The organism is Rhizobium sp. WYJ-E13 (assembly GCF_018987265.1).
Lineage (GTDB): Bacteria > Pseudomonadota > Alphaproteobacteria > Rhizobiales > Rhizobiaceae > Rhizobium.
Genome location: NZ_CP076854.1, coordinates 1,750,866 through 1,770,657, shown reverse-complemented (window position 1 = coordinate 1,770,657; position 19,792 = coordinate 1,750,866). Strand labels below are relative to the sequence as shown.

Genomic DNA, 19,792 nt, shown 5'->3' with positions numbered 1-19,792 from the left:
GTCAGGATTGGCGTCCATGAAGCATGTCTGCGGACGAAACCTGCAGCCTGTCAGTGTAGCCGGTGACGACGCCGCGCATCGCCTCAACATCCTCTTCCACGACGACAGGCAGGATGATGTCCCCTATGGACGAGCGGTTACTCGGGATGTCGCGTACGAGCTCGAACTCGGCGCCGCAGTTGCGATCTTCCGATGGAACTGCCTTGATCTCTCGGCGCATGATCAGGTCGCCCTTTACGACAGTTCCGTGCGCGCCACCTTCATCGCCCGTCGTGTGAAAGCCTCCATAAAGCGAAGGCGTGAGTTTGGTCACATCTCGAGTCGTCGCTCCGGTCCTGATTGCGGGACGATTGAGCGCCATTGTTGACCGGGCCAGCATGACGGTTCCTTTCCTCCAGTGTGATCCTTGATGGCCATTTTCACACATGCCAAGGATGATGCTTTGACCAGCATCAATCTTCGACGCGATCAGATAAAACCGATTGCGTTCATTTGCCCTCGACCGGTTGATTTGCAGCCCGAAAAGCCCTGATTTTCATGGCCGACAAATCGAGATGCAATAACGCAGCCCGCGCAAGGCTGCTGGGTCTTATGGGAGGGCTGTCGTCATCGATCCGATCGCTGGCTTACGCTGAGGCGAGGGCGGCATGTTCGAGCATGTCGTAGAGATTTTCGGCAAAGCTGCGCAACGCTGCGAACTCGAAGCGTGTGGCGTGCGTGCGCGTCAGCTGCACCGAGATATGTCCGAAGAGTGTGACTGCCGAGTGTCCGACGGGGAAGGCGGCGGGGTCAAGATCGACTGCCGTCCCCTGAGAAAGCAGTTCTAGGGCGCGGAAACCGGACAGAGCGATGCGGATGCGGCCGTGGCTCTGGTCGCAGACGAAACCCTTGCCTCTCAAGTGATCGGCAAGCAGCGCGATTTGCGCGGGTGGGAGGATTTCATCTCCTGTTACGTACCATTGTTGATAGCCCGCCCGTTGGATCGCGCTCTTTGCCAGTCCAGCCGCAGTAAGCGATTCTGCAAGCGTGTCGCCGTCGAACGCACCCATGACATGCAGAAGGTGACCCTCCGGCAAGGGCTCCAGCCGGATGCCGGACCCTTCCGTTGTGGCTTTGCCGGCAAGGGCCGGCTTGTGTTCGGGGCGTTCAGACATGGAGTTTCTCATTGTCGGGATCGACGAAGACGGGACTGCAAAGCACCGCTTCGGTGAATTCATTTCTGAGGCCGTTCCAAACCACGACCTTTTCCCCCAACCGTTCCGGCCCGCGCCTGACGAGCGCAAGGCCGATCGTGTGGCCAAGGCTTGGCGAGAATGCGCTCGAGGTCACGTAACCCTGATCGTTTTCAAGGGTCGCCGTGGCATGTTCGGCAAGGATATGCGAACCGGTGCGAAAGCTCGTCGCCGGATCGAGCGGCTTGACGCCGACGAGGCGGGGGCGGTCCTTTGCCTGCAAACCTTCGCGGGCGAGCATTGCCTTACCGATGAAATCAGGCTTGGTGGTGGAAACCATGCGGGCGAATCCGAGGTCGCCAGGCGTCACCGTGCCGTTGATCTCGGCATGGGTGACATGGCCCTTCTCTATGCGCATGACACCGAGGGCCTCGGCGCCATAAGGGCAGATGCCGTGTTTTTCACCAGCCTGCATGATCCGATCGGCGACCCATTCGCCGTAGCCGGCCGGCACGGCAAGTTCATAGGCGAGTTCGCCGGAGAAAGAGATCCGAAAGAGCCGGCCTTCGAGCGCGCCGCCGAAGAGCGAGACCGTGCGAGCACTCATGAAGGGAAAGGCGGCATCGGAAATATCCTCGTCGACGATCTCGGAGAGGATCGCGCGCGATTTCGGGCCGGCAACCGCCATTTGCGCCCATTGGTCGGTCGAGGAGGCAAAACGGACGTCGAGCTCCGGCCAGAGCGTCTGGGCGCAGAATTCGAGATGGGTCAACACGCCGGCGGCGAGCGCCGTCGTCGTCGTCATGAAGAAATGGTCGTTGGCGAAACGGCTCGTCGTGCCGTCGTCGTAGATCATGCCATCCTCGCGCAGCATGATGCCGTAGCGCGCCCGGCCGACCGGCAGTTTGGCAAAGCCGTTGCAGTAGACGCGGTCGAGGAAGGCAGCGGCATCCCTGCCGAAGATCTCGATCTTGCCGAGGGTGGAGACGTCGCAGATGCCGGCATTCTGCCGGATGTTCAACACCTCGCGGTCGACGCTCTCGCGCCAGTTCGTCTCCCCTGCGCGTGGAAACCAGGAGGAGCGGTACCAGAGCCCGGTCTCGACGAAGACGGCGCCATTCTTCTTGGCCCAGCCATGTAGTGGCGACCTGCGCACTGGCTGAAAATCGCGGCCGCGCGAGGCGCCTGTCAGGGCGCCGAAGGAGACAGGCGTATAGAAGGGACGGAATGTGGTGGTGCCGACTTCGGCAGGCGACACGCCGCGCGCCTCGGCCAGGATGCCGATCGCATTGATATTGGCGAGCTTCCCCTGGTCGGTCGCCATGCCGCTTGTCGTGTAGCGTTTGGCAAGCTCGACATGCCCATATCCCTCGCGAACGGCAAGGCCGAGATCCTTGAGGTGTACGTCGTTTTGATAATCGACGAAGGCCTTGCCCTTTGCGCCCTTGACGAACCAGAGCGGCTTCGATGCCGCCGCGGTGTCCTCGACGGGCGCGAAGGCGGCCGCGACCTTGACGAAGCCGATCGCCTGCAGCGCCTCGACTGCCTTGGCCGCGCCGTCGCCGAGGCAGGCTTCCGTCGAGCCGAGCCCGGCCGCAGAGCCGGCAATCGACAGGCCCTGCTGGCGTTCCGGCGCCAGAAAGGCTGCCTTTTCCTCCGACCAGACCGGCTTGGCGCCGCGATGGCAGGCAAGGTGGATGATCGGGCTCCAGCCGCCGGACATGGCAAGCGCATCCGCCTCGATGCGCTGTGTTGCCGAAGCGGTCTCGATCGTGACATGGCGCAGGCGCTTGCCGCCATGCGCGTCGCGCACCCGGCTGCCGTTCAGCACGCGGGCGCGTCCGGACCAGGTATTGTTGGCCGCGTCGCGGCTGTCGACGATGGCGGCGACATCGACACCGGCGGCTTCGAGCGCGGCTGCCGTGCGGTAGCCGAACGCATTGCTGGTGAAGATCACGGTGCGGGCGCCGGGCGTCACCGCTTGCCGGCTGAGATAGCTGTGCATCGCGCCCGCCATCATCACGCCTGGAATATCGTTGCCGCCGAAGACGAGCGGCCGCTCTTCGGCGCCCGAGGCGAGGATCGCCTGTTTGGCGATGATGCGCCAGAGGCGCTCGACGGGCCGATGCGGATCCGGCAGTGCCACATGTTTTTGCACGCGCTCGACAGCGCCGAAGACATTGTCGTCGTACCAGCCGACGACGGTGGTGCGCGCCAGGAGACGGACGTTCGGCAGGCCTTCGAGCTCATTGAGCATGTCCTGAAGTGCGGTCCCGTTTTCGAGAAGCAGGCTGCCGCCGAGCGCAAAACCTTCGTCGGCGAGGATGACGCGGGCACCGGCGCGTCCGGCCGTCAGCGCCGCGGCAAGGCCGGCAGGCCCCGCGCCAATGACGAACAAGTCGCAGTGAGCCCAGCATTTCTCGTAGGAATCCGGATCCGGTTCGTAGGAAGCCTTGCCGAGGCCGGCGGCCTTGCGGATCAGCGGCTCGTAGAGCTTTTCCCAAAGGGCGGCCGGCCACATGAAGGTCTTGTAGTAGAAGCCTGCACTCAGGAAGGGCGACAGCAGGCCGTTGACGGCGCCAATGTCGAAGTCGAGCGAGGGCCAGCGGTTCTGGCTGCGGGCGATGAGCCCCTCATGGAGCTCGATCGTCGTCGCACGCGTATTGGCCTCTGTGCGGCCGCCCGTACCCGTCGTGACCAGTGCGTTGGGCTCGGCCGCGCCCGCCGTCAGGATGCCGCGCGACCGATGATACTTGAAACTGCGGCCGACGAGCTGGATGCCATTGGCAAGAAGGGCGGAGGCGAGCGTATCGCCGGGATGGCCGGTCAGTTGTCTGCCGTCGAAGGTAAAGTTCAAGGTGCGCGACCGGTCGATCCGGCCACCGCTGGGAAGCCGCGAACTCGTCATGCCGCACCTCCGAGCTTGGCAAGCGCGGCATCGCAGACGGTGTGAACGGCGTGGGTGACGGTGTCGCGCTCGACAATCAGCCAGCGCCGGCAGCCGGAGGAGTGGTGCCAGTACTCCTTGTGCCGCCCCCTCGGATTGTCGCGCAGATAGATGTACTCGTACCAGGCGTCACCGCCGGCATCGGCTGCCGGTCGGGTCAGGCTCGCATCGCCCCGGATGGTGAATTCTTCCCTGGGGCGGACCCCGCAATGAGGGCAGGAAATCAGGCTTGCCATGGTCTCATATCCTCAATGCAGGTTGGGCTGGGCGCCGACGCCCTTTTCGTCGATCTGATAGCCGCGCCGGAAGCGGTCGAGGCGCAGCTCGCGCGCCGTCTCGTGCGGCTCGTTGCGGGCGATCAGATGGGCGTAGCAATAGCCGGAGGCGGGTGTCGCCTTGAAGCCGCCATAGCACCAGCCGGCATTCAGGTAGAGATTGTCGATATGGGTTCGGTCGATGATCGGCGAGCCGTCCATGCTCATGTCCATCACGCCGCCCCAGCTGCGCAGATATCTGACCCGCGTCAGCGACGGGATCATCGCGACGCCGGCTTCGGCGACGTGCTCGACAGTGGCGAGATTGCCGCGCTGGGCATAGGAATTGTAGCCGTCGATATCGCCGCCGAAGACGAGGCCACCCTTGTCCGATTGCGAAACGTAGAAATGGCCGGCGCCGAAGGTGACGACGGTATCGATGAAAGGCTTCAGCCCTTCGGTGACGAAGGCCTGCAGCACATGGCTCTCGATCGGCAGGCGCAGGCCCGCCATATCGGCGACCACGGTGGAATTGCCGGCGGCAGCAAGCGCCAGCTTGCCGCAACCGATGAAGCCCCTGGTGGTCTCGACGCCTGTCACCCTGCCATTCTCGCAGCGAATGCCGGTGACCTCGCACTGGGTGATGATGTCGACGCCGCGGCTGTCGGCGCCGCGGGCATAGCCCCAGGCGACCGCATCGTGGCGTACCGTGCCGCCGCGCGGCTGACGGAGACCGCCCATGACGGGGAAACGGGCATTGTCGAAATCGAGGAAGGGCAGCATCTTGCGGACCGCCGCCCGGTCGAGGAGTTCTGCATCGACGCCGTGCAGGCGCATAGCATTGCCGCGTCTTGTGTAGGCATCGCGCTGCGCATCGGAATGGAAGAGGTTCAGCACGCCGCGCTGCGAGACCATGGCGTTGAAGTTGAAGTCCTGTTCCAGGCCTTCCCAGAGCTTCATCGAGAGCTCGTAGAAAGGGTTGTTGCCGGGCAGCAGGTAATTGGAGCGGATGATCGTCGTGTTGCGGCCGATATTGCCGGAGCCGAGATAGCCCTTCTCCAGCACGGCGACATTGGTGATGCCGAATGTCCTGGCGAGATAATAGGCCGTCGAAAGGCCATGGCCGCCGCCACCCACGATGATCACGTCATAATGTGGCTTCGGCGAAGGCTGGCGCCAGGCAGGTGCCCAGTCCTTGTTGCCGCGAAGCCCGTTTAGGAAGATGGAAAGAGCGGAATAGCGCATGGATGGATCCGGTGGGAACTGGTGCCATGATGCCACAAAGGCAAGAGGCGACTTGCCTGTTTGGGACGTTTATCGATAAGAACGGGACATGGCGTTGATCGAAGCAAAAAACCTGCATTCCATCGGTTTCATCCTTCTGCCGGGATTTGCCCTGATGTCCTATGCCTCGGCGAGCGAGCCGCTGCGGGCCGCCAATCTGCTTGCCGGGCGGGAAATCTACCGCATCTCGTGCTTTTCGCCTGAGGGTGGGGCGGTGTTGTCTTCCGGTGGCGTCCCCGTTCCGGCCGCACCGCTTCCCGGTCGCGGTTTTGGGCTCGGCACTGTTTTCGTCTGCGCCGGCGGTTCGCCGCGCGACTGGCACTATCCGGCTGTGCTTTCCTGCATAAGGCAGCTAGCGCGCGAAGGCGTGCGCATCGGCGGCATTTCGGGCGGCCCATATCTGCTGGCTGCGGCCGGGCTGCTGGCAGGCCGTGACTTTACAATCCATTGGGAGCATGCGCCGGCACTTCTCGAAGCCTTTCCCGACCTGTCGCCGCGTCAGGCGCGTTTCGTCGTCGACGGCAATCGCATTACCTGCGGCGGCGGCATTGCGCCGCTCGATATGATGCATGCGTTGATAGGCGAGCACTTGGGGCCGGATTTTGCCCGCCGGGTCAGCGACTGGTTCCTGCATACCGAGGTCGGTCAGCCGACAGCGCCGCAGCGCGCTTCCCTTGCCGAGCGCTACGGCGTGCACCATCCGGGTCTGCTGAGCGTCCTGGAAAAGATGGAGGAAACCATCGAGATGCCGCTCAATCGTGCAGCCATGGCCCGTATTGCCGGGGTGACACCGCGCCATCTCGACCGGCTGTTCGCCACTCACCTCGATACGACCTTTATCGAGCAATACAGACGCATCAGGCTGCAGCATGCCCGAAGGCTCCTTGAGCAGAGCCCGCTGTCGATCTCCGAGATCGCCATTGCGACAGGTTTTTCCGGCGCTGCGCATTTTTCGCGCCTCTTTCGCGGCTTTTACGGCACTAGTCCGAGTTCGGTCCGCAAGCTCTGACTTTCTTCAGGGTTGAGAAGATTTCACTCTGGCGATAGGCTATTGTAAAGAGCGAGTGTACGAAGGACCGTGAATGAAGATCAAACTGGATGAAGCGTCGAGCCAGGAGCATGCCCAAGCGGCGCGTCAGGCCCTGTCCCAGAATCCGCATGCGGTGCGCGAGCCGAAGGAAAACAATCTCGAAATGGCGATTGGCCATGAGGTGCGCGCCTATCGCAAGAAGCTCGGCATAACCGTCACCGACCTTGCGGCGGCGACCGGCATTTCGCTCGGCATGCTGTCAAAGATCGAAAACGGCAATATCTCGCCATCGCTGACGACCTTGCAGTCGCTGTCGCGCGCCCTCGGCGTGCCGTTGACGGCCTTCTTCCGCCGCTACGAGGAACCGCACAACGCCGTCTTCGTCAAGGCGGGGCAGGGCATCGAGCTTGAGCGGCGCGGCACGCGCGCCGGCCATCAGTATAATCTGCTCGGCCATATCGACAACAACAGCAGCGGCGTGGTCGTCGAACCCTATCTCATTACGCTGACGACGGATTCGGATGTCTTTCCGACCTTCCAGCACGAGGGCATGGAGCTGATCTACATGCTGGAAGGTGAGGTCGTCTATCGCCATGGCGACCAGCTTTTCCCGATGCAGCCGGGCGACAGCCTGTTCTTCGACGCCGATGCGCCGCACGGGCCGGAAGAACTCGTGAAACTCCCAAGCCGCTACCTTTCCATCATCAGCTATCCGCAACGCGGCAAGAATGACTGACTTGCCTTAAAAGAAAAAAATATTCCTGCAGGTTGAAAAGCCAAAGCAGACCTGATAGTCAGTTTGCAGACGCGAAATGGAGGGTCTGTCATGTGCGGAATTGTGGGTCTCTTCCTGAAGGATAAAAGCCTGGAGCCGGAGCTCGGTGCGATGCTGTCATCGATGCTGGTGACGATGACGGACCGCGGACCTGATAGCGCCGGCATTGCGATCTATGGCGCAAGCAGCGGCAATAGCGCCAAGATCACCATCCAGTCCGCCAGACCGAAGAAGGATTTCTCCGGTCTTGAAGCCGAGCTCATGAAGGAACTCGGTGCAGGGGTCTCAATCGATATCAAGAGCACCCATGCCGTCGTCACCCTGCCGAAGGACATGCTCGAAGAGGGTCGCGCTGCCATCGCTGATCTGCGCCCCGACATCCGCATCATGAGCAGCGGCGACGCGATCGAGATCTACAAGGAAACCGGCCTGCCGAAGGACGTCGTTTCCCGTTTCGCCGTCAATGCCATGGCCGGAACACATGGTATCGGCCACACCCGTATGGCGACGGAATCGGCAGTCACCACGCTCGGTGCCCATCCCTTTTCCACCGGCTCCGACCAGTGCCTCGTCCATAACGGCTCGCTTTCCAACCACAACAACCTGCGCCGCGAACTCAAGCGCGAAGGCATGATGTTCGAGACCGAGAACGACACGGAAGTCGCCGCCGCCTACCTGACCGCCGAAATGGCCAAGGGCAAGAATCTCGGCGAGGCGCTCGAGGGCGCCGTCGACGATCTCGACGGCTTCTTCACCTTCGTCGTCGGCACCAAGTCCGGCTTCGGCGTCGTGCGCGATGCCATCGCCTGCAAGCCTGCCGTCATGGCAGAGACCGACCGTTACGTCGCCTTCGGCTCGGAATACCGCGCGCTCGTCAGTCTGCCCGGTATCGAGGCCGCACGCATCTGGGAGCCGGAGCCCGCGACCGTCTACTTCTGGGAACGCTGAGGGCTGCTTCTTCTGCCTTCATCCCATCGGCTCGATCTCATTTCAGGACGATTTCATGCCCACATTCGATCTTGCGGTGACCCCGCTTCGTGACCTCAACCAAGCCCTGCATGACGTGGCGTCAGGCGACAACGACCTGCAGTTCGATGTCATCAATCCGCGCGGCCACCATGCTGTCGCCGCCGGCGTGCATGCTCCCGTCAGCATCGATATCCACGGCAGCGTCGGCTATTACTGCGGTGGCATGAACGAGGAGGCCGTCATCACCGTGCACGGCTCGGCGGGTCCCGGTGTTGCCGAAAACATGATGTCCGGCCGCATCACCATCAAGGGTGACGCCAGCCAATATGCGGGAGCCACTGGCTGCGGCGGCCTGCTCGTCATCGAGGGCAATGCCTCTTCACGCTGCGGCATCTCGATGAAGGGCATCGACATCGTCGTGCGTGGCAATATCGGCCACATGTCCGCTTTCATGGCGCAGGCCGGCAACCTCGTCGTGCTCGGCGACGCCGGCGATGCGCTCGGAGACTCCCTTTACGAGGCCCGCATCTTCGTGCGCGGCAAGGTCGAGAGCCTTGGTGCCGACTGTATCGAGAAGGAAATGCGGGCAGAACATATCGAGCTTCTCTCGGCTCTGCTCAAAGAGGCCGGAATCACCGATGTGCGGCCGGAGGAGTTCAGCCGCTACGGTTCCTCCCGCAAGCTCTACAATTTCAACGTCGACAATGCCGACGCCTATTGAGTTTATCGAGGTTTTCCATGAGCTATCACAACCCGCCCACAAAGCCTCGCCTTTCGGCAACCTTCGACGAATACACGATGTCGGAAATCCGCCGCGCCGCAGCAACCGGCATCTATGATATCCGCGGCGGCGGCGCCAAGCGCAAGCTGCCGCATTTCGACGACCTCCTGTTCCTCGGCGCCTCGATCTCGCGTTATCCGCTCGAAGGCTACCGCGAGAAATGTGGCACAAACGTCGTGCTCGGCTCGCGTTATGCCAAGAAGCCGATCGAACTCAAGATCCCGATCACGATTGCCGGCATGAGCTTCGGCTCGCTTTCCGGGCCTGCCAAGGAAGCGCTCGGCCGTGGTGCCACGATTGCCGGTACCTCGACGACAACAGGCGATGGCGGCATGACGGAGGAAGAGCGCGGGCATTCTCAGACGCTCGTCTATCAGTACCTGCCGTCGCGCTACGGCATGAACCCGCGGGATCTGCGCCGCTGCGACGCGATCGAGATCGTGGTTGGCCAGGGTGCCAAGCCCGGTGGCGGTGGCATGCTGCTCGGTCAGAAGATCTCCGACCGCGTCGCCGAGATGCGCACCCTGCCGAAGGGTATCGACCAGCGTTCGGCAAGCCGTCATCCCGACTGGACCGGTCCCGACGACCTCGAGATCAAGATCCTCGAACTGCGCGAGATCACCAACTGGGAAAAACCGATCTATGTGAAGGTCGGCGGTGCGCGCCCCTATTACGACACGGCCCTTGCCGTGAAGGCAGGTGCCGATGTCGTTGTGCTCGATGGCATGCAGGGCGGCACTGCGGCAACGCAGGAGGTCTTCATCGAGCATGTTGGCATGCCGACGCTCGCCTGCATCCGCCCGGCTGTGCAGGCGCTGCAGGACCTCGACATGCACCGCAAGGTGCAACTCATCGTTTCGGGCGGCATCAGGAATGGCGCTGACGTGGCGAAGGCGCTCGCGCTCGGTGCCGATGCCGTCTCCATCGGCACGGCCGCCCTCATCGCCATTGGTGAGAATGATCCGCGCTGGGCGGCCGAATATGAGGCGCTGCATACGACGGCGGCCGCCTATGACGACTGGCACGAAGGCAAGGATCCGGCCGGCATCACAACGCAGGATCCGGAACTGATGAAGCGCGTCGATCCGATTACCGCCGGTCGCCGCCTCGCCAATTACCTCAAGGTCATGGCGCTGGAGGCGCAGACGATCGCGCGCGCCTGCGGCAAGAATCATGTCCACAATCTGGAACCGGAAGACCTCTGCGCATTGACGATCGAGGCTTCTGCGATGGCGCAGGTACCGCTCGCGGGAACGAGCTGGATACCGGGCAAGGGAGGTTACTGATTTCTACCGGCCGGGCAAAAAAGTCCGGCCGCTTCGCATCCATAACCAAAGTGTCTCTGAGAAATCCAAAGGGGAACGAGAATGACACTGGACCTTGCTGCTTTTGCGAAAGACAAAGGCATCAAATATTTCATGATCAGCTATACCGACCTCTTCTCCGGCCAGCGCGCTAAGCTGGTGCCGGCGCAGGCGATTGGCGGAATGCAGGAAGAGGGCGCGGGTTTTGCCGGGTTTGCCACCTGGCTCGACATGACGCCCGCCCATCCCGACCTCTTTGCCGTTCCCGATGCCGCCTCCGTCATCCAGCTTCCCTGGAAGAAGGACGTCGCCTGGGTAGCTGCCGATTGCATGATGGATGGTACGCTCGTGGCGCAGGCGCCGCGCAATGTGCTGAAGAAGCTTGTCGGTAAAGCCGAAGCGGCGGGCAAGCGGGTCAAGACCGGCGTCGAGGCCGAATTCTTCCTGATCACCGCCGACGGCGAACAGATTTCCGATGGCCGCGACACGGCTGAAAAGCCGTGCTACGACCAGCAGGCCGTCATGCGCCGCTACGACGTCATTGCCGAGATCTGCGACTATATGCTGGAGCTCGGCTGGGGCGCCTACCAGAACGACCATGAAGATGCCAACGGCCAGTTCGAGATGAACTGGGAATTCGACGACGCATTGAAGACGGCCGACAAGCATTCCTTCTTCAAGTTCATGGTCAAGTCGATCGCCGAGAAGCATGGGCTTCGCGCTACCTTCATGCCAAAGCCCTTCAAGGGCCTGACCGGCAATGGCTGCCATTGCCATATCTCGGTCTGGGACAATGATGGCAAGGTCAACGTCTTCGCCGACAGGACAGCCGAATTCGGCCTGTCGGCGGAAGGCAGGCACTTCCTCGGCGGCATCATGAAGCACGCCTCGGCACTTGCCGCGATCACCAACCCGACCGTCAACTCCTACAAGCGCATCAATGCGCCGCGCACGACCTCGGGCGCCACATGGTCGCCGAACACGGTAACCTGGACCGGCAACAACCGCACCCACATGGTGCGCGTGCCAGGCCCCGGCCGCTTCGAGCTGCGCCTGCCTGATGGTGCGGTCAACCCCTACCTGCTGCAGGCGATCATCATCGCCGCCGGCCTCGACGGCCTTGAGGACAGGGCCGATCCTGGCCCGCACCACGACATCGACATGTATGCGGAGGGCCATCTCGTGAAGAATGCGCCGCGTCTGCCGCTGAACCTGCTCGATGCGCTGCGTGCCTATGACGCCGACGAGGGTCTGAAGGCTGCGATCGGAACCGAGTTCTCCGCCGCCTATCTCAAGCTCAAGCACCAGGAGTGGAATGCCTACTGCTCGCATTTCACCCAGTGGGAACGCGACAGTACGCTCGATATCTGAGCCGACCGGTTGAGGTTTTGACATCACGTGCCGACGGGTCGGAGCATTAGCGCACCGGCCCGGCTGGTGGCCTATGCTTCAAAAGACGAAGGAAGAGATGGCATGAAGAGCTACGTACTGACGGTATCCTGCAAGTCGACGCGCGGCATCGTTGCGGCGATCTCGGGTTATCTCGCCGAACAGGGCTGCAACATCGTCGACAGCTCGCAATTCGACGATCTGGACGCCGGCCAGTTCTTCATGCGCGTCTCCTTCATGTCCGAAGAGGGCATCTCCGAGGCCGATATCCGCGCCGGCTTCACCAGCATCGCGACGCGTTTCGGCATGACTTACGATTTTCACGACAGCGAGAAGCGCATGAAGGTGCTGCTCATGGTGTCGCGCTTTGGCCATTGTCTCAACGACCTGCTCTATCGCTGGAAGATCGGCGCGCTGCCGATCGACATCGTCGGCGTCGTCTCCAACCATTTCGAATACCAGAAGGTCGTCGTCAACCACGACATTCCCTTCCACCATATTCCCGTCACCAAGGCCAACAAGGTGCAGGCGGAAGCCCATATCATGGAAGTGGCCGAGCAGACCGGCACGGAACTGATCGTGCTCGCCCGCTACATGCAGATCCTGTCAGACGAGATGTGCCAGAAAATGTCGGGCCGCATCATCAACATCCACCATTCCTTCCTGCCAAGCTTCAAGGGTGCCAACCCCTACAAGCAGGCCTATCAGCGTGGCGTGAAGCTGATCGGTGCGACGGCGCATTATGTGACAGCCGATCTTGACGAAGGCCCGATCATCGAGCAGGACACCGCCCGCATCACCCATGCACAGAGCCCGGACGACTACGTTTCGATCGGCCGCGATGTCGAAAGCCAGGTGCTGGCGCGCGCGATCCACGCCCATATCCATCACCGTACCTTCATCAACGGCAATCGCACCGTCGTTTTCCCGGCAAGTCCGGGCAGCTACGCTTCCGAGCGCATGGGCTGAGCCATGGTCGAGGTCATCGACGGCAAGCAGGTTGCCGCTTCCGTAATCGAAACCGTGAAATCGGCAAATGCTGCGCTGGAAGCCGCCAAGGGCATCCAGACGGGGCTTGCCGTCATCATCGTCGGTGATGATCTGGCGAGCCACACCTATGTCAGCTCCAAGAGCCGCATGGCCAAGGAATGCGGCTTCAAGTCCGTCCAGCACACGCTGCCCGTCGAAACGAGCCAGGGCGAGCTTGCAACCCTTGTCGCTTCGCTCAATGCCGATCCCTCGATCCACGGCATTCTCGTGCAGCTGCCGTTGCCCAAACATCTCGACAGCGAGCCGATCATCCAGTCGATCCTGCCGCAAAAGGATGTCGACGGCCTGAGCGTCGTCAATGCCGGCAAGCTTGCGACCGGCGACCTGAAGACCGGCCTCGTCTCCTGCACGCCGGCCGGCGCCATGGTGTTCGTGCGCCGCACCCATGGCGAGGACCTGTCGGGCCTCAACGCTGTCGTCATCGGTCGCTCCAACCTGTTCGGCAAGCCGATGGCGCAGCTTCTGCTCAACGCCAATGCGACGGTCACCATCGCTCATTCGCGCACGAAGGACCTGGCCGAGATCTGCCGCAATGCCGATATTCTGGTGGCGGCCGTCGGCCGGCCGGAAATGGTCAAGGCCGGCTGGGTCAAGCCCGGCGCGACCGTCATCGACGTCGGCATCAATCGCATCGCGGCCCCCGAACGCGGCGAGGGCAAGACCCGCCTCGTCGGCGATGTCGCCTTTGCCGAGGTCGCCCCGGTTGCTGCCGTCATCACCCCGGTGCCGGGCGGCGTCGGCCCGATGACGATCGCCATGCTGATGGCCAATACGGTGATTGCCGCCCATCGTTCGGCAGCACTGACGCCGCCGGTATTCTAGTGAAAATGCCGTTGGGACCGCCGACAAAAATCATCGGGATCGGCTTGCCACAGCGTGAAAGACGAATATAGTCAGGAAATAAATATTCCGTAGAGGAAATAAGAGGGAACGGAAATGGCATTATCTTGGCGTTTCTCCGCCTTGGCGGATCGGCATCGCGCTCTGGGATCGAAGCTCGAGGACTGGAGCGGCATGGGAACCGCTTGGACCTACGACAAGGACATGTCGGAGGAACATATCGCGGTCCGCACCAAGGCCGGCATCATGGATGTCTCGGGCCTGAAGAAGGTGCATCTGGTCGGCCCGCATGCGATCGCCGTGCTCGACTATATCACCACCCGCGACATGACGAAGATCTATCCCGGTCGCTCGGTCTACGCGACCATGCTGAATGACCGCGGCCACTTCACCGATGATTGCATCGTCTACCGCACCGGCCCGAATTCCTGGATGCTGGTGCACGGCTCCGGCTCCGGCCACGAGGAGATCGTCAAACAGGCGGCCGGCCGCAACTGCGCCGTGCTCTTCGATGACGACCTGCATGATCTGTCGCTGCAGGGGCCGCTCGCGGTCGACTACCTCGCCAAATATGTGCCCGGCATCCGCGACCTCAAATATTTCCATCACATGCAGACGACGCTGTTCGGCGCGCCCGTCATGATCTCGCGCACCGGCTATACCGGCGAGCGCGGCTACGAGATCTTCGTACGCGGCCAGGACGCCGTCATGGTCTGGGACCGCATCGTCGACGAAGGCGCCGATATGGGCATCATCCCCTGCTGCTTCTCTGTGCTCGACATGTTGCGCGTCGAGAGCTACCTGCTCTTCTATCCCTACGACAACTCGCAAATGTATCCCTTTGCCGACCAGCCGCCTGGCGACAGCCTGTGGGAACTCGGCCTCGATTTCACAGTCAGCCCCGGCAAGACCGGCTTCCGCGGCGCCGAGGAACATGCGCGGCTAAAGGGCAAGGAACGCTTCAAGATCTTCGGCATGCTGATCGATGCCGACGGTCCGGCCGATCTCGGCGACGAAGTCTATGCCGACGGAAAGAAGGTCGGCGTCATCACCTGCCCGAGCTATTCCGCGCTGACGAAGAAGTCGATGGCGATCGCCCGCCTCGACGTCGACAAGGCCATCCAGGGCACGAAGCTCGAGGTGCGCGGCAAGACCCTGAAGACCAGCGCGATCGCTCATACGCTGCCCTTCGACGATCCGGAAAAGAAGAAGAGGACGGCAGTCGGTTAAGGAGGCGCAGGCATGCTTGTCGAAGGCATCAAGAGCCGGCCGGTCTACAAGGGTCTGACGATCCAGCCGCAGGCCCGGCATCACATTTTCGTGCTGGAGGGGGAGGGTGCGAATGCCCTTCTCGACCAGACGGCGGGGCTCGATACAGGCATCCTTTCCCGCAGCGAGATCCTCTATGTCGCCCGCGCTTCGCAGGGAAAGGGCCATGACGAGGCACTTCGCCGCCTCGACGCCGACATGTTCTTTGTCGCCCCGACGATCCCCACGCTGCTCTTCCGACTGAAGGGATCGCTGACGACCGCCCGCATGGGTACGCGGCTCTATCTTGCAGGCACCGAAGGTTTCATTGGCCAGGCGATGATGGTCGCCCTCGACCACGGCATGGACCACGCCTCGATCATTACGGAGCATCGAGGGTCGCTCGCGCGGCGGGTGCAATGCGTCCATTGCAAGGGCATTACCGACAACGTCACGCACAGTCCCTTCACCTGCAGCCATTGTGGCCTGCCGCTCCTCGTGCGTGACCATTATTCCCGCCGGCTCGGTGCCTTCCAGGGCGTCAATATCGACGCCGAGGAGCCCGGCAGCGCCCCAGATCCGGAGGAATTGTTCCTGTGAGCGGTGGTACAGAAATTCCCGTCCGCGTGACGGAGGTGACGCAGGTGGCCGAGCGCATCAAGCGCTTCCGCTTCGAACGCCTGGATGGCCGGCCGATGCCCTATTTTTCGGGCGGCGCGCATGTGATCGTCTCGATGAATGACGAAGGCCATATGCGGCGCAACGCCTATTCGCTGATGTCGCCGCCGCAGGATTGCTCTGCCTATGAGATCAGCGTGTTGCACGTCGAGAATTCTCGCGGCGGTTCGGCCTTCATGCACGAGAGGGTGCGCGAGGGCGACGAGATGAAGGTCTCCTATCCCGTCAACCTCTTCCAGCCGGACTGGCGTGCCCGCAAGCACCTTCTGATCGCCGGCGGAATCGGTATCACGCCCTTCATCGCGATGATGGAACAGTTTTCGCGCGAGGGTGCCAATTTCGAGCTGCATTATGCGGTGCGCTCCCACGACCGCGGCGCTTATTGCCGGGAACTGGTCGACCGCTACGGTTCGCATCGGGTGAAGATCTATTGCGATGCGGAGAGCAACTTCATTCCTCTCGCCCGCCTGCTCGACAGCCAGCCGCTCGGCACGCACCTTTATGTCTGCGGCCCCTCCGGCATGATTGATGGCGTGCTGAGGGCCGGTCTCGAGGCCGGCTGGCCGGAGCAAAACCTGCATTCGGACCGGTTTCTATCCTCCCAGCCCGGCAAGCCCTTCGACATAGAGCTGCTGCGGTCGGAAAAGACGGTTCATGTCGGTCACCACGAGAGCATCCTGGAGGCGATCGAGGCGGCAGGCGTTGACGCTCCCTTCCTCTGTCGGGGAGGCGCCTGCGGACAATGCGAAACGGCAGTCGCGGCCTGCGAGGGCAGGCTCCTGCATCACGACGTCTATCTGAGCGATGAAGAAAAGGCCTCCGGCCGCAAGGTGATGATCTGTGTCTCCCGCTTTGAGGGAAACAGGCTCAGCCTCGACCTCTAGAGCTGAAAGCGGAACAAGGAGAACGGACATGGCCATCGTCTTCAAACAGGAAACCTTCCGCGACGACTTCACCTATCGCAACAGCCCGGAAAACATCCGGCGCTTTCCGTTTCCATTCGATCGCGACGAATACATGTATTCGGTCAATATGGAGCCGCATGTGAAGGGCCGCGAGGGCACCGTGTTTGAAAGCCTCATCGATGTCGACGAGCATTACGTCGCCGAGATGCAGGACAGGGCGCTGGTGCTGAAAGAGGACCCGCTGCGCTACCAGGCGCTGCCGCATATGATGACGGCGCAATGGGATACGCTGGAGCTCCTGATGGAGGAACAGGCTGCCGGCTATCCCGAGCATTTCACGCTGATCAGGAACGGCGACCAGTGGCGCTGGATCAACCGGCCGCTCGGCATCGACGACACATTCACCTTCGGCGACCGTTCGACGCTGCCATATGAGCCGCTCGAATACATCACTCGCCAGGCTCAGGGAGATTTCTGCATCGTCGACCAGCGTGACGGCAATCTCTGGATGGATGCCGGCATGGTGACGACCCAGGCCGACTGGTCGCTCGATTTCGATATCGGCATGAATTTCATGGAATGGCACGGTCCGGTGCCGCTCGCCCACCAGATCGGCGTCTTCGACAGGGCGCTGAAATTCCTCCTGAACCTGCAGCAGGGCAAGCCGACGCGCCGTTTCAACTGGACGATGACCATCAATCCGAGACTGGATACCAGTCCGGAGAATTATCACAAATGGGGACCGGACCGTACGACGGTGACATCGGAGAATGTCGGCGAGAAGGTGCATCTGCGCGTTGAGCTGCAGAGCCTCTGGCGCCTGCCGCGCTCGAACGCGATCCTCTTCGTCATCCGTTGCTACCTGATGAATATGGAGGAGCTGGTGACGGTGCCGAAATGGGCGCGCCGCTTTCCGCGCGTGCTGAAAACCCTGCCAGCAGAGCTCATCGACTACAAGGGACTGACCCGCTACCGCCAGACGACCATCGACTGGCTTTCCGGATATGACGACGGCGCGCCGACGAGCCCCGGCATCTTTCCGGACTGATGTCGCAACGGTGACGAACGACTGCATGAGATAAAACGTCGATACATCGAAAGGGGAATGCTTCATGACAAGAGTTGCCGTCATCGGCGCCGGTCCTTCCGGGCTTGCCCAGTTGCGGGCCTTCCAGTCGGCCGCGCAGAAGGGTGCGGAGATCCCGGAGATCGTCTGCTTCGAAAAGCAGTCCGACTGGGGCGGGCTCTGGAACTATACTTGGCGAACCGGGCTCGACGAATATGGCGAGCCGGTTCACGGCAGCATGTATCGTTACCTCTGGTCGAACGGACCGAAGGAATGCCTGGAATTTGCCGACTATTCCTTCGAGGAGCATTTCGGCAAGCCGATCGCCTCCTATCCGCCGCGCGCCGTGCTTTGGGATTATATCAAGGGCCGCGTCGAGAAGGCGAATGTCCGCCATTGGGTGCGCTTCAATACGCCCGTTCGCATGGTGCGTTTCGATGAGGGCACGAAGAAATTCACGGTCACCGCACACAACCGCCTCGAAGACCATATGTACGACGAGGAGTTCGACTATGTCGTGGTGGCGAGCGGCCACTTCTCGACACCGAACGTGCCTTATTTCGAGGGCGTGAAGACCTTCAACGGCCGCGTCCTGCATGCTCACGACTTCCGCGATGCGCTGGAATTCAAGGGCAAGGATATCCTCATCGTCGGCCGCAGTTACTCGGCCGAAGATATCGGCTCGCAATGCTGGAAATACGGTGCCAAGTCGGTCACCACGAGCTATCGGTCAAAGCCGATGGGGTTCAACTGGCCGGACAATTTCGAAGAGCGTCCGCTGCTCACCAGGCTCGAAAACCGCACCGCTCATTTCCTCGACGGTTCGACGAAGGAAGTAGATGCGCTGATCCTGTGCACCGGATACCAGCATCACTTTCCCTTCCTGCCCGACGAGCTGAGGCTCAAGACTGCCAACCGCCTCTGGGCCGACCACCTCTACAAAGGCGTGGTCTTCGACGGGAATCCACAGCTTTTCTATATCGGCATGCAGGATCAGTTCTACACCTTCAACATGTTCGACGTGCAGGCCTGGTGGGCGCGCGACGTCATGATGGGCCGCATCAAATTGCCGCCGGAAGAGGAACTGAAGGCGAATTTCGACATGTGGCGGACCCGCGAGGAGATGCTCGAAGATGCCGAGCAGATGATCTGGTACCAGGGCGACTATGTGAAGGAACTGCTCGCCGAGACCGATTATCCGAGCTTCGACATCGAAGGAACCAACAGGACCTTCATGGAGTGGGAGCACCACAAGGCGGAAAACATCATGGGCTTCCGCGATCACGCCTATCGTTCGCTGATGACCGGCAACATGTCGCCGACGCACCACACGCCCTGGGTCGAGGCGCTCGACGATTCCATGGAGGAATATCTGCGCAACTGATCTTTCCAGCTCCCGCGTAACCGAGAAGGGTCGTCCGTCGCGGCCCTTTCCGGCGTGTTTGAAATGAGACGAAGCAACCCGATCTGCAACTCATTGTCTCAAGGCGTGGTCTTCATGGATTTTCAGAGCAGTGTTCTCGGCCGCATGAGTGGTTTTCTCTATCGCTGCCGCGCGGACGAAAACTACACGATGCTGGAGATGACCGATGGCATCGAACGCATCTTCGGCTATCCAGCCGAAGAAATCATCGGCAACACGACACGCACGTTCACCTCGATCATGTGCGAGGAGGACGTGCCGCTGATGGACAAGGTTGTTGGCATGGCGCTCGAAAGCCGCACCGACTGGACGATCGAATATCGGATCCGCCACCGTGACGGACATTATGTCTGGGTGACGGAGACGGGCGGAGGCGTCTGGGACGAAAATGGCGAGCTGCTCTATCTCGAGGGCAGTATCATCAACATCGAGTCGCTCTACCAGCGCATCGACGAGCAGACTGCCGGTATGCGCATCACCGCCTCGAAGACCAACGAGATCCTGCACTCGCTGCGCTACCTGAAGCTGCTTGCCGTCAATGCCGGCATCGAGGCGGCAAGGGCGGGGACGGCGGGATCCGGCTTCGCCGTGCTTGCCGCCGAGATGCGCCAGCTTGCCAATTCCTCCGAAGAGGCCGCAAGGGCGATCACCAGCGCCCAGCGCAGGGCGCAGTAAAG

At 61.7% G+C, this 19,792-nt stretch carries 19 protein-coding genes; 14 read left to right on the top strand and 5 right to left on the bottom strand.

Translation table 11 applies throughout. From position 1 onward, the window contains the following. Nucleotide 1 precedes the first annotated feature (1 nt). From KQ933_RS29580 to KQ933_RS29560, 5 genes are all read right to left on the bottom strand, one after another. Nucleotides 2-379, bottom strand: a complete 378-nt coding sequence (locus tag KQ933_RS29580; RefSeq protein WP_216759536.1) for a hypothetical protein — start codon at nt 377-379, stop codon at nt 2-4. A gap of 247 nt (nt 380-626) precedes the next feature. Then, on the bottom strand, nt 627-1,154 hold the full coding sequence (locus KQ933_RS29575; RefSeq protein WP_216759535.1) for a sarcosine oxidase subunit gamma: 528 nt from the start codon (nt 1,152-1,154) through the stop codon (nt 627-629). Next, nucleotides 1,147-4,080, bottom strand: coding sequence for a sarcosine oxidase subunit alpha family protein (locus KQ933_RS29570; protein ID WP_216759534.1), 2,934 nt, complete (start codon nt 4,078-4,080; stop codon nt 1,147-1,149). Before KQ933_RS29570 ends, KQ933_RS29575 begins: the two co-directional genes overlap by 8 nt. After that, on the bottom strand, nt 4,077-4,355 hold the full coding sequence (locus tag KQ933_RS29565; protein WP_216759533.1) for a sarcosine oxidase subunit delta: 279 nt from the start codon (nt 4,353-4,355) through the stop codon (nt 4,077-4,079). Before KQ933_RS29565 ends, KQ933_RS29570 begins: the two co-directional genes overlap by 4 nt. Before the next feature lie 12 nt (nt 4,356-4,367). Further along, nucleotides 4,368-5,618 (bottom strand): sarcosine oxidase subunit beta family protein, encoded by a 1,251-nt coding sequence (locus KQ933_RS29560; RefSeq protein WP_216759532.1) that lies wholly within the window; start codon nt 5,616-5,618, stop codon nt 4,368-4,370. A gap of 88 nt (nt 5,619-5,706) precedes the next feature. Between KQ933_RS29560 and KQ933_RS29555 the strand changes: the two genes are divergently transcribed. The 14 genes from KQ933_RS29555 to KQ933_RS33785 all read left to right on the top strand — a co-directional run bounded on the left by KQ933_RS29555 (nt 5,707) and on the right by KQ933_RS33785 (nt 19,790). Further along, a complete protein-coding gene (locus KQ933_RS29555) occupies nt 5,707-6,666 on the top strand; it encodes a GlxA family transcriptional regulator (protein ID WP_216759531.1) in 960 nt (319 codons plus the stop codon). 73 nt (nt 6,667-6,739) lie between these two features. Further along, on the top strand, nt 6,740-7,423 hold the full coding sequence (locus tag KQ933_RS29550; protein ID WP_216759530.1) for a helix-turn-helix domain-containing protein: 684 nt from the start codon (nt 6,740-6,742) through the stop codon (nt 7,421-7,423). Nucleotides 7,424-7,513: 90 nt separating this feature from the next. Further along, nucleotides 7,514-8,410: a glutamine amidotransferase family protein gene (locus KQ933_RS29545; RefSeq protein WP_216759529.1), complete on the top strand. Its 897-nt coding sequence runs from the start codon at nt 7,514-7,516 to the stop codon at nt 8,408-8,410. Between the two features lie 55 nt (nt 8,411-8,465). After that, nucleotides 8,466-9,152 carry a GXGXG domain-containing protein gene (locus KQ933_RS29540; protein ID WP_216759528.1) on the top strand — a complete coding sequence of 229 codons (687 nt, stop codon included), beginning with the start codon at nt 8,466-8,468 and terminating at the stop codon, nt 9,150-9,152. 17 nt (nt 9,153-9,169) lie between these two features. Continuing rightward, nucleotides 9,170-10,498: an FMN-binding glutamate synthase family protein gene (locus KQ933_RS29535; RefSeq protein ID WP_216759527.1), complete on the top strand. Its 1,329-nt coding sequence runs from the start codon at nt 9,170-9,172 to the stop codon at nt 10,496-10,498. A gap of 81 nt (nt 10,499-10,579) precedes the next feature. After that, nucleotides 10,580-11,887 carry a type III glutamate--ammonia ligase gene (gene glnT, locus KQ933_RS29530; protein WP_216759526.1) on the top strand — a complete coding sequence of 436 codons (1,308 nt, stop codon included), beginning with the start codon at nt 10,580-10,582 and terminating at the stop codon, nt 11,885-11,887. 102 nt (nt 11,888-11,989) lie between these two features. Beyond that, nucleotides 11,990-12,874, top strand: coding sequence for a formyltetrahydrofolate deformylase (gene purU / locus KQ933_RS29525; RefSeq protein WP_216759525.1), 885 nt, complete (start codon nt 11,990-11,992; stop codon nt 12,872-12,874). 3 nt (nt 12,875-12,877) lie between these two features. Beyond that, nucleotides 12,878-13,777, top strand: a complete 900-nt coding sequence (gene folD / locus KQ933_RS29520) for a bifunctional methylenetetrahydrofolate dehydrogenase/methenyltetrahydrofolate cyclohydrolase FolD (protein WP_216759524.1) — start codon at nt 12,878-12,880, stop codon at nt 13,775-13,777. 114 nt (nt 13,778-13,891) lie between these two features. Beyond that, nucleotides 13,892-15,025 (top strand): aminomethyltransferase family protein, encoded by a 1,134-nt coding sequence (locus tag KQ933_RS29515; RefSeq protein ID WP_216759523.1) that lies wholly within the window; start codon nt 13,892-13,894, stop codon nt 15,023-15,025. Between the two features lie 12 nt (nt 15,026-15,037). Next, nucleotides 15,038-15,643: a dimethylamine monooxygenase subunit DmmA family protein gene (locus KQ933_RS29510; protein ID WP_216759522.1), complete on the top strand. Its 606-nt coding sequence runs from the start codon at nt 15,038-15,040 to the stop codon at nt 15,641-15,643. Continuing rightward, nucleotides 15,640-16,605 carry a PDR/VanB family oxidoreductase gene (locus tag KQ933_RS29505; protein WP_216759521.1) on the top strand — a complete coding sequence of 322 codons (966 nt, stop codon included), beginning with the start codon at nt 15,640-15,642 and terminating at the stop codon, nt 16,603-16,605. Before KQ933_RS29510 ends, KQ933_RS29505 begins: the two co-directional genes overlap by 4 nt. A gap of 28 nt (nt 16,606-16,633) precedes the next feature. Beyond that, a complete protein-coding gene (locus KQ933_RS29500) occupies nt 16,634-17,674 on the top strand; it encodes a DUF3445 domain-containing protein (protein WP_216759520.1) in 1,041 nt (346 codons plus the stop codon). 64 nt (nt 17,675-17,738) lie between these two features. Then, the gene (locus tag KQ933_RS29495) at nt 17,739-19,076 is read left to right on the top strand and encodes an NAD(P)-binding domain-containing protein (protein ID WP_216759519.1); all 1,338 of its coding nucleotides are present in this window, start codon (nt 17,739-17,741) and stop codon (nt 19,074-19,076) included. 114 nt (nt 19,077-19,190) lie between these two features. Beyond that, nucleotides 19,191-19,790: a PAS domain-containing protein gene (locus tag KQ933_RS33785; RefSeq protein WP_216759518.1), complete on the top strand. Its 600-nt coding sequence runs from the start codon at nt 19,191-19,193 to the stop codon at nt 19,788-19,790. Nucleotides 19,791-19,792: the final 2 nt, after the last annotated feature.